This window comes from Stenotrophomonas sp. RIT309, assembly GCF_000632045.1.
Classification (GTDB): Bacteria; Pseudomonadota; Gammaproteobacteria; order Xanthomonadales; family Xanthomonadaceae; genus Stenotrophomonas; species Stenotrophomonas indicatrix.
Window position 1 is genome coordinate 111,542 of record NZ_JFYS01000042.1, and the last position, 12,327, is coordinate 123,868.

Annotated in this window: 10 protein-coding genes; 6 read left to right on the forward strand and 4 right to left on the reverse strand. The window is 66.8% G+C overall.

Annotation, left to right across the window (positions count from 1 at the left end; genetic code table 11):
• Nucleotides 1-8: 8 nt before the first annotated feature.
• Together BW38_RS02300 and BW38_RS02295 are read right to left on the reverse strand one after the other, a co-directional pair.
• Nucleotides 9-1,619 (reverse strand): carboxyl transferase domain-containing protein, encoded by a 1,611-nt coding sequence (locus BW38_RS02300; protein ID WP_032978141.1) that lies wholly within the window; start codon nt 1,617-1,619, stop codon nt 9-11.
• 8 nt (nt 1,620-1,627) lie between these two features.
• Nucleotides 1,628-2,791, reverse strand: coding sequence for an isovaleryl-CoA dehydrogenase (locus BW38_RS02295; protein ID WP_025875795.1), 1,164 nt, complete (start codon nt 2,789-2,791; stop codon nt 1,628-1,630).
• A gap of 159 nt (nt 2,792-2,950) precedes the next feature.
• Here BW38_RS02295 and BW38_RS02290 point away from each other — a divergent pair, with 159 nt between their 5' ends.
• From BW38_RS02290 to BW38_RS02280, 3 genes are all read left to right on the forward strand, one after another.
• Complete coding sequence (locus BW38_RS02290; RefSeq protein ID WP_025875794.1) at nt 2,951-3,559, forward strand: TetR/AcrR family transcriptional regulator; 609 nt, start codon at nt 2,951-2,953, stop codon at nt 3,557-3,559.
• Nucleotides 3,560-3,764: 205 nt separating this feature from the next.
• A complete protein-coding gene (locus BW38_RS02285) occupies nt 3,765-4,283 on the forward strand; it encodes a c-type cytochrome (protein WP_025875793.1) in 519 nt (172 codons plus the stop codon).
• A gap of 228 nt (nt 4,284-4,511) precedes the next feature.
• Nucleotides 4,512-5,951 (forward strand): ExeM/NucH family extracellular endonuclease, encoded by a 1,440-nt coding sequence (locus BW38_RS02280; protein ID WP_025875791.1) that lies wholly within the window; start codon nt 4,512-4,514, stop codon nt 5,949-5,951.
• A 47-nt stretch (nt 5,952-5,998) separates the two neighbouring features.
• Here the strand turns inward: BW38_RS02280 and BW38_RS21280 are convergent, their stop codons facing one another.
• Nucleotides 5,999-6,376, reverse strand: coding sequence for a DUF3011 domain-containing protein (locus BW38_RS21280; protein ID WP_080277675.1), 378 nt, complete (start codon nt 6,374-6,376; stop codon nt 5,999-6,001).
• Nucleotides 6,377-6,532: 156 nt separating this feature from the next.
• The gene (locus tag BW38_RS02275; RefSeq protein ID WP_032978146.1) at nt 6,533-7,390 is read right to left on the reverse strand and encodes a membrane protein; all 858 of its coding nucleotides are present in this window, start codon (nt 7,388-7,390) and stop codon (nt 6,533-6,535) included.
• Nucleotides 7,391-7,433: 43 nt separating this feature from the next.
• Between BW38_RS02275 and BW38_RS02270 the strand changes: the two genes are divergently transcribed.
• The 3 genes from BW38_RS02270 (at nt 7,434) to BW38_RS02260 (ending at nt 12,209) form a co-directional block, all read left to right on the forward strand.
• The gene (locus BW38_RS02270) at nt 7,434-8,105 is read left to right on the forward strand and encodes an alpha/beta fold hydrolase (protein ID WP_032978321.1); all 672 of its coding nucleotides are present in this window, start codon (nt 7,434-7,436) and stop codon (nt 8,103-8,105) included.
• On the forward strand, nt 8,102-9,202 hold the full coding sequence (zapE, locus tag BW38_RS02265; protein ID WP_032978151.1) for a cell division protein ZapE: 1,101 nt from the start codon (nt 8,102-8,104) through the stop codon (nt 9,200-9,202). Before BW38_RS02270 ends, zapE begins: the two co-directional genes overlap by 4 nt.
• A gap of 595 nt (nt 9,203-9,797) precedes the next feature.
• Nucleotides 9,798-12,209, forward strand: coding sequence for a ribonucleoside-diphosphate reductase subunit alpha (locus BW38_RS02260; protein ID WP_032978153.1), 2,412 nt, complete (start codon nt 9,798-9,800; stop codon nt 12,207-12,209).
• Nucleotides 12,210-12,327: the final 118 nt, after the last annotated feature.

A 12,327-nucleotide genomic window follows, 5' to 3' on the forward strand; every position in this document is an offset into this window, starting at 1 on the left:
GGCACAGGTCACATGCGGAACACGCCGAAGCGCGTCTGCTGCGGGGGAGCGTTGAGGCTGGCCGACAGGGCCAGGGCCAGTACCCGGCGGGTATCGACCGGATCGATCACGCCGTCGTCCCACAGGCGCGCACTGGCGTAGTACGGGTGGCCCTGCTGCTCGAACTGGTCGCGGATCGGTGCCTTGAACGCATCCTCTTCCTCGCCCGGCCACTGCCCGCCCTTGGCTTCGATGCCATCACGCTTGACCGTGGCCAGCACGCTGGCGGCCTGTTCGCCGCCCATCACGCCGATGCGTGCGTTCGGCCACATCCACAGGAAATTGGGCGAGTACGCACGGCCGCACATGCCGTAGTTGCCGGCACCGAACGAACCACCGATCACCACGGTGAACTTGGGTACCTTGGCGCAGGCCACCGCCATCACCAGCTTGGCCCCGTCCTTGGCGATGCCACCCTGTTCGTATTTGCGGCCGACCATGAAGCCGGTGATGTTCTGCAGGAACACCAGCGGAATGTTGCGCTGGGTGCACAGCTCGATGAAGTGCGCGCCCTTCAGCGCGGACTCGGAGAACAGGATGCCGTTGTTGGCGATGATGCCGATCGGATAGCCGTGCAGATGGGCGAAGCCGGTGACCAGCGTTGCGCCATAGCGCGGCTTGAACTCGTCAAAGCGCGAGCCGTCGACCAGTCGCGCGATCACTTCGCGCACGTCGTAGGGCTTGCGCGTATCGGCCGGGATCACCCCGTACAGTTCGTGCGCCGGCAGCAGCGGTTCTTCCACCGGCTGCAGCGCCATCGCCGCTTCGGGCTTGCGCCAGTTGAGCTGGGCGATGATCGCGCGCACCCGTGCCAACGCCTGCAGGTCGTTGTCGGCCATGTGGTCGGCCACACCGGAGATGCGTGTGTGCACGTCGGCACCGCCCAGTTCTTCGGCCGTCACCACTTCACCGGTGGCCGCCTTCACCAGCGGCGGGCCGCCGAGGAAGATGGTGCCCTGCTCGCGCACGATCACCGTCTCGTCGCTCATCGCCGGCACGTAGGCGCCACCGGCGGTGCAGCTGCCCATCACGCAGGCGATCTGCGGGATGCCCTGCGCGGAGAGATTGGCCTGGTTGTAGAAGATGCGGCCGAAATGGTCGCGGTCCGGGAACACCTCGTCCTGCAGCGGCAGGAAGGCGCCACCGGAATCGACCAGGTAGATGCACGGCAGGTGGTTCTGCTCGGCGATCTCCTGCGCGCGCAGGTGTTTCTTCACTGTCACCGGGTAATAGGTGCCGCCCTTGACCGTGGCATCGTTGGCCACGATCACGCACTCCACGCCGCTCACCCGGCCAATGCCTGCGACCACGCCGGCGGCGGGCACGGCATCGTCATACATGCCGTGCGCGGCCAGCGGTGCGATCTCCAGGAACGCGCTGCCCGGGTCGAGCAGCGCATCGATGCGGTCACGCACCAGCAGCTTGCCGCGTGCGGTGTGCTTGGCGCGCGCCGCCTCGCTTCCACCCAGGGCGGTGCGGGCGAGGGTGGCGTGCAGGTCGTCGACTACGGCCTGCATCGCCGCGCGGTTGCTTTCAAACGTTTCGCTGCCCGGTTGCAGCTGGCTGCCTAGGATGCTCATGGGGTGCCTTACAGGGTGCGCTGGAACAGTTCGCGGCCGATCAGCATGCGGCGGATCTCCGAGGTGCCGGCGCCGATTTCATACAGCTTGGCATCGCGCCACAAGCGGCCGGTCGGGTATTCATTGATGTAGCCGTTGCCGCCGAGGATCTGGATCGCCTGGCCGGTCAGCCACGTGGCCTTCTCGGCGGCGTACAGGATCGCGCCGGCCGCATCCTGGCGGGTGGTACGGCCCTGGTCGCAGGCGCGCGCCACGGCATACACATAGGCGCGGCAGGCACCCAGGCCCACGTACATGTCGGCGATCTTGGCCTGGATCAGCTGGAAGCTGCCGATCGGCTCACCGAACTGGTGGCGTTCGTGCACGTACGGCATGACCACGTCCATGGCTGCAGCCATCAGGCCCAGCGGGCCGCCGGACAGCACCACGCGCTCGTAGTCCAGGCCGGACATCAGCACGCGCACGCCGCCGCCGACCGCGCCCAGCACGTTTTCTTCGGGAATCTCGCAGTCCTGGAACACCAGTTCGCAGGTGGGCGAGGAGCGCATGCCCAGCTTGTCCAGCTTCTGCGCGGTGGAGAAACCCTTCATGCCCTTCTCGACCAGGAACGCGGTGATGCCCTTGGCGCCGGCTTCGACATCGGTCTTGGCGTACACCACCAGCACGTCGGCGTCGGGGCCGTTGGTGATCCACATCTTGTTGCCGTTGAGCACGTAGCGGTCGCCGCGCTTGTCCGCGCGCAGCTTCATCGACACCACGTCCGAACCCGCACCCGGTTCGCTCATCGCCAGCGCGCCGACCTTGGCGCCGCTGCACAGGTCCGGCAGGAAGCGCTGCTTCTGCGCTTCGGTGCCGTTCTTGCGCAGCTGGTTCACGCACAGGTTCGAGTGCGCGCCGTAGGACAGGGCGATGCCGCCGGAGGCGCGGGAGATTTCTTCCATCGCCACCACGTGGGCCAGGTAGCCCATGCCGGTGCCGCCGTATTCTTCTTCCACGGTCAGGCCCAGCAGGCCCTGTTCGCCCAACTTGGGCCATAGTGCCAACGGGAACTGGTTGGTTGCATCGGCCTCGGCCGCGAGCGGCGCGATCTCGGCAGCGGCAAAATGGGCCACGCTCTGGCGCAGCAGGTCGATATCTTCGCCGAGGTCGAAGTTCAGGGATGGCACGTGCATTGCGATGGCTCCACGAGGGAAGGTGGGGAATGGACGCACCCGGAAGGGGAAGCGGGCGGCTGTTCACAGCAGCGGCCCGCGCGGGCGATTGGACCCCAGCGTAGCGGGGTTCGGGTAAGAAGTGAATACAAATTCAAAAATTGAAACCAGACTCAGAACATGGCCTACAAACGCTCAGCATTGATGGAAGAACGCCTGGCCGGGGCCCGTGAACGGATCCTGCTGGCCACCCGCGAACTGGTCGCCACCGGCGGCTGGCGCAACGCGCCGGTAACCGCCGTGGCCACCCAGGCCGGGGTCTCCACCGGCCTGATCTACCGCCACTTCCCGTCCAAGGCCGAGCTGTTCGTGGAAGTGCTCAACGCTGCCGTGGCCCATGAGGTGGCGATCATGGAGCGCATCGCCAGTGCGCCGCAGCCGGCCAGCGTGCGCCTGCGCCAGGCCATCACCGCCTTCGTCCGCCGTGCCCTGGCCGGCCCGGGCCTGGCCCATGCCTTCATCGTCGAACCGGTGGACCCGGACGTGGAAGCCGAGCGCATGCGCGGCCGCCGTGCCTTCGGTGACGTGTTCCTGCGCCTGGTGGAAGAGGGCGTGGCGGCCGGTGAACTGCCGGCACAGGACGCGCACGCTGCCGCCGCCTGCCTGGTGGGTGCCTTCACCGAAGCGATGGTGGGCCCGACCGCACCCAGCCGCGAAGCGCACCGCGACGAGGACGCACTGGTAGAGGCCATCTGCAGTTTCTGCCTGCGGGCTGTTGGCGCAGGGTGATGCCGCCGTTGCGCGTGCCGGGCGGCTTCTGCCGCGCTTCGCGCTCGCCGGGCGCGGTCCGGCGCCACCCGCACGCGGCCACGGCCGCATGCTGCGCCGCACCAGCCGTGATGCCTGTTGTCGTGCGTGGCGTGCGTTCTATACTCGGCCCATCACGCAGTCGCTCAGCCGTGGTCCAACGACTATCAGCCAGGGGTAACGAAGAGTGCGGAATTACGATCTGGAGTTCCTGAAACGCTTCTCCATGGTGATCGCGCTGTTGATGGCCATCACCCTCGGTCTGATCCTGCTGGCCGCGTTCATCCACACCCGGATTCCGCCTGAGGTGTCGCCCACCGCCGCCAAACGCACTGAACAGCGCATCTCGCCCACTGGCGCGGTATACGCCGGCAGCACCGGCGCCGCCGCGCAGGCCGCGGCCAAGGCCGCAGCGTTGGCCAAGGCCGCTTCGCAGGTGGCCTACGGCGGTACCAAGGATGGCAAGGTGATCTTCGACAACCTGTGCACCGCCTGCCATACCACCGGCGTGGGCATGGCGCCGACGCTGGACCACTCGCACTGGGACAAGCGCCTGGCGCAGGGCAAGGACACCCTCTACAAGCACGCCATCGAGGGCTACACCGGCCCCGACGGCGGCATCATGCCGCCCAAGGGCGGCAACCCGGCGCTCACCGAGGAGCAGATCCACGCCACCGTGGACTGGATGCTGGGCAATCTGAAATAGCGGACGCCGCCGCGTCCGCTGGTAGTGCCGGCCGCTGGCCGGCAGCCTCATGATCTTTGGTAGTGCCGGCCGCTGGCCGGCAACCACGCATCGCATGAAGGTCATGAGGTTGCCGGCCAGCGGCCGGCACTACCCGGCTTTGCCCACCAAGGCCGGAACCCCGCTGCGCAGGCGGGGTTTCGCATTTCAGGGTTAGTCTGTGCGCCTCTTCCGTGGAGTCGTCTGTCGATGCGTCGCCGTTCCCTCGCCCTTGCCCTGTCCCTGCTGATGCCGGCATCCGCTTTCGCCCAGGCCCAGCCACAGGTTGCGCCGACCTCGGCGCCTGCGCCACGCAGCCCAGCTACCGTCACCCTGGCCGCCGCGCCGGCCGACTGGCGTGCACTGGATGGGCAGCACGTGCGCATCGCCGCGCCGCTCACCCTGGCCGGCACCGATGGCCTGGAACGCTTCGGCCAGCTCACCGTCGCCTTCGATGGCCGCCTGTGGCAGCCGACCGAAGTGGCCGCGCCCGGCAGTGCCGGGATCGAACAGGTGATGGCCGACAACCAGCGCCGCCGCCTGCTGCTGGACGATGGCAGCGATGTGCGTGATCCGGCCAGCGTCGCCTACCTGCCGGGCAACCCGGTGCTGCGTACCGGCATGCAGCTGCGCAACGTGGAAGGCACCGTGCGCGTGGACGCGCAGGGCCGGCCCAGCCTGCAGGTGGATGGTGTACTGAAGCTGCCGGACCTGCAGCGCCCGGCCGTGCCGAGCGTGCCCGGCCGCCTGCACATCGCTGCGTTCAACCTGGAGAATTTCTTCAATGGTGACGGCAAGGGCGGTGGGTTCCCGACCCTGCGCGGCGCGCGCACGCTGGACGAGCACAAGGCGCAGGTCGGTAAGCTGGTCGCCACCGTCAACGCGCTGGGCGCCGACATCGCCGCGCTGATGGAACTGGAGAACGACGGTTACGGCCCGCAGTCGGCCATCGCCGAACTGGTGGATGCGCTCAATGCCGGCCTCGCCGCAGATAAACAGTGGGCGTTCGTCGATGCCGGCCAAGGCCCCGGCAGCAATCCGATCCGCGTCGGCATCATCTACCGCAAGAGCGAATTCAAGCCGCTCGGCACGCCGCTGACCAAGCTCGACGGCCCCTTCGTCGAACACAGCCGTGCGCCGCTGGCACAGGCCTTCCAGGGCAAGGGCGCACCGTTCATGGTGGTCGCCAACCACTTCAAGTCCAAGGGCTGCCGCGATGCCAGCGGCGCCGACGCCGACCGCAATGACGGGCAGGGCTGCTGGAACGCCACCCGCGTGGAATCGGCCAGGCAGCTCAACACCTGGGTGCAGGCCGAAGCCGCGCGCCTGAAGGTGAAGGACGTGGTGCTGATGGGCGATTTCAACGCCTACGCCATGGAAGATCCGATCCGCACCCTGCACGACCTCGGCTGGCAGGATGCCTTCAAGGTGGCCAAGGTCGAACAGCCCTACAGCTACGTCTACAACGGCTACACCGGCCGCCTCGATCATGCGCTGCTCAGCCCGACCATGGCCAAGCGCCTCGCCGGCGCCGCCGAGTGGCACAGCAATGCCGACGAGCAGGACGCCAGCGGTTACCAGGGCCGCAACGTGCAGGGCCCGTGGCGCAGCTCCGACCACGACCCGCTGCTGCTGGGCTTCGATCGCTGAATGGGTGCCCGGCCGGCCCTGTGCGGACCGGCCGGACGGCCTGCTGCTCATCGCCAGTAGTAGCGCTCGATGCGGAAGGTTGCACGGCAGCCGTTGTCGACCCAGATCGTGCCGCGGTCCACGCCCCAGTCGCGTCCCTGCAGGCAGGAGGCATGTGACTCGCGGTTGATCAGGTGCACGCTGTCCTTCTGTGAGACCTGTACATGGCAATGCGCGCGACGCTGGTCGCGGCTGCTGCAGCTCACCACTTCCGAGCTTGAATCGCCGCGATGGGTTTGTACGGGGGGCGGATAGGCGGGATAGCGCGGATAGGCCGGTTCATGTGATGGATAGCCGATCCCGCCGCTGAAATCGGGATAGCCTCCGATGCTGCTGCAACCGGTCAGGGTTGCGGCCAGCAGCATGAGAGCGCACACGTGTTTCATCACATTCTCTCCAGATGCAGGTCCGGTCGAGTCTAGGCAGCGGGATGCCCATCACGACGGAGCTGCACTGTGAGCGGCGTCAACGTATCAATCGAAATGCGCAGCAGGATCGGAATCTTCTGCACCGGCTATCGGCAACGGCGCGAACTGTGCGCATCAACCCAGCGCGATCAGGGTGATCGCGACTACCGCCAGCGCCAGTCCGAGGCGGTTCCACCGGCTCATAGGCTCGCCGAAGGCGAATACGCCAACCAGCGCACCCAGCACCACCACGCCGATGTTCATGCCGGCGAACACGGTGGCCGGGCTGTCCGGCATCGACTGGTGCGCATGCACATAGAAAAGAATGTTGCCGCCGTTGAGCAGGCCCAGCAGTGCACCCGCACCCAGGTTGCGCCAGGCCAGGCGGCTGCGCCCACTGAAATGCCGCCACAACTGCAGCGCCAGCATCAGCACGAAGGCCACGCTGAAACTGGCCAGCACCGCCGCCATCGACGGCGTGCCCGACAGCGCCACCTGCTTGAGCAGTACGTCGACCACCGCGAACCCGGCCCACACACCCAGCAGCCAGCCCCAGCCGCCGGCGGAAGCGGCCACTGCCGGGCCGCGCGGACGCAGGCTGATGGCCACCATCGCCAGCAGGCCCAGGCCCAGCCCCACCAGCTTCCACGTGCTGGCGCTCTGGCCAAAGAACAGGAACGCCGCCGCCAGCGACAGCAGCAGCGACAAGCGCTGCGCCACGTCACTGCGGACGATGCCGGCCACCGCCACCGCGCGGCCCAGCACCAGGAAGATCGAGGGCAGCACCACCGCCAGCGCCAGCAATGACAGCCACGGCGCATGCGGTCCGCGCAGTGCGTCCAGTGGCGGCTGCAGCACCACCGCCGTCATCGTCGCGGCCACCAGGTAGTTCCAGGTCACCATCTGCGCAACGTCCAGCTGGCGACGGCCAGCCAGCTTCAACAACACCGAAACCAGCACACTGCAGATCACGGCCAGGGACAGGTAGAGCATGGGGCGGGCACAGGGCAGCGGCGGGGGACGCTATCATGGTGCCATGCACACGCCCTCGTTCCCCGTCGCCCCCGGCGAAACCGCCTGCATTGCACTGGAGGGCCCGGTTGGCCCGCTGGAAGTGCTCGTCGACCTGCCCAAGGCCGATGTGCCGGTGCAGCCGATCGTGGCCATCATCTGCCATCCGCTGTCCACCGAAGGCGGCACCCTGCACAACAAGGTGGTCACCATGACCGCCACCACCCTGCGCGAGCTGGGCATTGCCACGGTGCGCTTCAACTTCCGCAGCGTCGGCGGCTCTGCCGGTGAATTCGACCATGGCTTGGGCGAGCAGGAGGACCTCAAGGCCGTCACCGCCTGGGTCCGCCAGCAGCGCCCGGACGACCGCCTGTGGCTGGCCGGTTTCAGCTTCGGCGCGTTCGTTTCGCTGAAGGCTGCCGCCGAGCTGCAGCCCGAAGCGCTGATCTCGATCGCGCCGCCGGCGGGCCGTTGGGACTTCGATGGCATCGCGCCGCCGGCCCGCTGGCTGGTGATCCAGGGCGAGCAGGATGAAATCGTCGACCCGCAGGCCGTGTACCAGTGGCTGGACACCCTCGATGCCCCGCATGAACTGGTGCGCATGCCCGAAACCAGCCACTTCTTCCACCGCAAGCTGATCGACCTGCGCGGCGCGCTCACCCACGGCGTCAAGCATTGGCTGGGCACGGCGGCATGAGCGAGGCGGAACTGACCCCGACGCAGCGCTACGCGGCCGGGGTGGAACGCGGCGATTGGCAGAACGACCCGGCCCAGCATGCGGCCCTGGCCGAGCTGGACCGGATCCATCTGGCCCTGGTGGACAGCGCCGAGGACGGCTGGCTGGACCGCCTGTCCTCGTTCTGGAAGAAGCCCGAGCCGGTCAAGGGCCTGTACTTCTGGGGCGGCGTCGGCCGCGGCAAGACCTTCCTGGTCGACCTGTTCTACGACGGCCTGCCGATCAAGCAGAAGTACCGCACCCACTTCCATCGGTTCATGCGCAGCGTGCATGAGCGCCTGCGCGAGCACCAGGGCCAGAGCGACCCGCTGGCAAAGATCGCCCAGGAATGGCGCAGCAACCTGCGCGTGCTGGTGCTGGACGAATTCTTCGTCACCGACATCGGCGATGCCATGCTGCTGGCGCGCCTGCTGGAGCGGATGTTCGCCGAGGGCGTGACCCTGGTCACCACCTCCAACACGGCGGTGGAAAACCTGTACCTCAACGGCCTGCAGCGCGAGAGCTTCATGCCGGCCATCGGCTTGCTGCAGCGCTACTGCGTGGAGCTGTACGCCGAAGGCACCGAGGACTACCGCATGCGCGCGCTGACCCGTTCGCCGGTGTACCGCGCGCCGCTGGCCGCCGACAGTGACACCTGGCTGGCCACGCGCTGGGGCGAGTTGAGCGGTGGCCAGCCGGCCAAGGCGGGCAACATCGAAATCGAGAGCCGCAAGATTCCGGTGCGCGCGCGCGGCAAGAGCATTGCCTGGTTCGACTTCGCCGCCCTGTGCGAAGGCCCGCGCGGGCCGTCGGACTACATCGAGATCGCGCACGAGTTCAACACCGTGCTGCTGGGGGGCATTCCGGCCTTCGATCGCCTGAACGAGGATGCCGCGCGCCGCTTCGTCAACCTGATCGACGAGCTGTACGACCGCCACGTCAACCTGGTCTGCACCGCCAGCACCTCGCCGGTCGAGCTGTACACCGGTACCCGGCTGCAGGGCGCATTCGAGCGTACGGCCTCGCGCCTGATCGAAATGCAGAGCGCCGAGTACCTGGGTACCCCGCACCGGGCGTGACAACCGGGGCGGATGCCGGCCGCTGGCCGGCATCCGCCTGGTGCTTCCGCAGGTCATGGGCTGCCGGCCAGCGGTCGGCACTACCTGATGCTGCCCCGTCCACCGGCTGCCCACTGTCTGCCCACCACCTATCCACAGACTTGTCCCTCGCCTGCGTGGTCCTGTCATGTGAAGCTGTCATCGTTCCGCTGGTGGGGCGCTGATTGCCACCGCGATGACGTGTTTCGGGCTTGACTGCGCAGCCCGTTCCAGCAGGTCCAAAGCGTCCAAACCGGGCGCCGATGGCACGATCCTTGCGGCGCAAGGGATTGCCGAATTTCACTACATTTGGCGTTGACGGACCCAACTACCCCCACTATCTTGTGGCTGTCGGTTGTGGGGACCCCAAGCCGCCGGGTCCATGGAATGGATCGCCGGACCCTCCGGTGATACGCCCTCCATGCCCGCAGCGGCACCGGTCAGCACTGCCAGCGGCAGCCACAGGCGCAGGGTCTCAATTCCTGCGACACCGGTCTGCCACCCTGGGCTGTCATGTCCCGGGCCGCGTCACCCGATGCTCCGAGCCACCATCCATCACGCCAAGAGGACACACGCCGTGACCACCGAGACCAGCGCCACCATCGAGAAGGAAAGCGAATTCCTGTTGACGTCGCCGCCGACGTCCAACGCGATGAGTGTGACCAAGCGCAATGGCACGACCGAGCTGGTGGATCTGAACAAGATCGTCCGCGCGGTACAGCGTTCCTCCGAGGGCCTGCACGCCGTCGATCCGATGCGCGTGGCCACCCGCACCATTTCCGGCCTGTACAACGGCGCCACCACCCAGGAGCTGGACGAACTGTCCATCCGCACCGCGGCGCTGCTGATCGGCGAAGAACCCGAATACGGCCGCCTGGCCGCGCGCCTGCTGGCCAACTTCATCGCCAAGGAAGTGTCCAACCAGGAAATCCACGCGTTCTCGCAGTCGGTGGGTCGTGGCCACGAAGTGGGCCTGATCAACGACCGCCTGCTGAACTTCGTGCAGACCAACGCACGCAAGCTCAACGATGCCATCGACATCTCGCTGGACCTGAACTTCGATTACTTCGGCCTGCGTACCCTGTACGACCGCTACCTGCTGCGCCACCCGCATACCCGCAAGGTGATCGAGACCCCGCAGCAGTTCTTCCTGCGCATCGCCAGCGCGCTGAGCGAGGATGTGCCGGAAACCCTGGCGTTGTACAAGCGCATGGGCAACCTGGACTACCTGCCGTCCAGCCCGACCCTGTTCAACTCCGGCACCACCCACGAGCAGCTGTCCTCGTGCTTCCTGCTGGACTCGCCGCAGGATTCGCTGGAATCGATCTACTCCAAGTACGGCGACATCGCCCAGCTGTCGAAGTTCTCCGGCGGCATCGGCGTCAGCTACACCCGCGTGCGTTCGCGTGGCTCGCTCATCAAGTCCACCAACGGCCATTCCAACGGCATCGTGCCGTGGCTGAAGACCATGGATTCGTCGGTGGCTGCGGTGAACCAGGGTGGCAAGCGCAAGGGCGCGGCCTGTGTGTACCTGGAAACCTGGCACGCCGACATCGAGGACTTCCTCGAGCTGCGTGACAACACCGGCGACGAATCGCGCCGTGCGCACAACCTGAACCTGGCCAACTGGATCCCGGACCTGTTCATGAAGCGTGTCGAGTCGGACCAGGAATGGTCGCTGTTCGATCCGCGCGTGGTGCCCGAGTTCACCGACCTGTTCGGCGAAGCCTTCGAGGCCGCCTACCTGCAGGCCGAAGCACAGGGCAAGGCCAACCGCACCATCTCCGCACGCAAGCTGTACTCGCGGATGATGCGCACCCTGGCCGAGACCGGCAACGGCTGGATGACCTTCAAGGACAAGTGCAACCGCGCCAGCAACCAGACCCTGCGCGCCGGCAACGTGATCCACCTGTCCAACCTGTGCACCGAGATCCTGGAAGTCACCTCGGCTGAAGAAACCGCGGTGTGCAACCTGGGTTCGATCAACCTGGGCAACCACTTCGACGGCAACGGCGAGTTCGATTTCGACAAGCTGGCCGACACCGTGCGCCTGGCCGTGCGCCAGCTGGACCGCGTGATCGACCTGAACTTCTACCCGATCGAATCGGCGCGCCGCGGCAACCTGCGCTGGCGTCCGGTCGGCCTGGGCTGCATGGGCCTGCAGGACGTGTTCTTCCGCAAGCGCCTGCCGTTCGATGGCGCCGAAGCCCGCGCGCTGTCGAAGAAGATTGCCGAGACCATCTACTTCAACGCGCTGGAAACCTCGGTCGAACTGGCCCAGGAGCGCGGCAAGCACCCGTCCTTCGCCGACACCCGTGCGGCCAGCGGCGAGCTGCAGTTCGATGCCTGGAACGTGGTGCCGGAAGATGCCGCGCGCTGGGATGCCCTGCGTGAACGCATCAAGGAACACGGCCTGCGCAACTCGCTGATGATCGCGATCGCCCCGACCGCCACCATCGCCTCCATCGCCGGTTGCTACGAGTGCGTGGAACCGCAGGTGTCCAACCTGTTCAAGCGCGAGACCCTGTCCGGTGACTTCCTGCAGGTGAACCGCTATCTGGTGAACGAGCTGAAGAAGCTGGGCCACTGGACCCCGGAAATGCGCGATGCAATCAAGCTGGCCGACGGTTCGATCCAGGCCATCACCCAGATTCCGGAAACGCTGCGCCACGTCTACCGCACCGCATGGGAACTGCCGATGCGTTCGCTGATCGACATGGCCGCCGACCGTGGTGCCTTCATCGACCAGTCCGCCTCGCTCAACCTGTTCATGGAAAGCCCGAGCATCGGCGCGATGTCCTCCATGTACATGTACGCCTGGAAGCAGGGCATCAAGACCACCTACTACCTGCGTTCGCGTCCGGCCACCAAGATCGCCAAGACCACTGTCAGCCACACGGCCAGCGTTGCGCCGGAAAAGGTGTTCAGCCCGGAGGAGGCCATCGCCTGCTCGCTGGAGAACCCGGAAGCCTGCGAAGCCTGCCAGTAACACCGCGCGGTGGATTAACGCGCGGTGGGTGCCGACCGTTGGTCGGCACTGCTGCCCGACTACGGAAATACCAAGGTAGCGCCGGGCCATGCCCGGCGTTTTGACCCGAGAAGACAAG

Excerpts from the sequence above, each read along its gene's own strand:
- BW38_RS02300 (WP_032978141.1), bottom strand. The coding sequence starts at position 1,619 with ATGAGCATCCTAGGCAGCCAGCTGCAACCGGGCAGCGAAACGTTTGAA.
- BW38_RS02295 (WP_025875795.1), bottom strand. The coding sequence starts at position 2,791 with ATGCACGTGCCATCCCTGAACTTCGACCTCGGCGAAGATATCGACCTG.
- BW38_RS02290 (WP_025875794.1), top strand. The coding sequence starts at position 2,951 with ATGGCCTACAAACGCTCAGCATTGATGGAAGAACGCCTGGCCGGGGCC.
- BW38_RS02280 (WP_025875791.1), top strand. The coding sequence starts at position 4,512 with ATGCGTCGCCGTTCCCTCGCCCTTGCCCTGTCCCTGCTGATGCCGGCA.
- BW38_RS21280 (WP_080277675.1), bottom strand. The coding sequence starts at position 6,376 with ATGAAACACGTGTGCGCTCTCATGCTGCTGGCCGCAACCCTGACCGGT.
- BW38_RS02275 (WP_032978146.1), bottom strand. The coding sequence starts at position 7,390 with ATGCTCTACCTGTCCCTGGCCGTGATCTGCAGTGTGCTGGTTTCGGTG.
- BW38_RS02270 (WP_032978321.1), top strand. The coding sequence starts at position 7,434 with ATGCACACGCCCTCGTTCCCCGTCGCCCCCGGCGAAACCGCCTGCATT.
- zapE (WP_032978151.1), top strand. The coding sequence starts at position 8,102 with ATGAGCGAGGCGGAACTGACCCCGACGCAGCGCTACGCGGCCGGGGTG.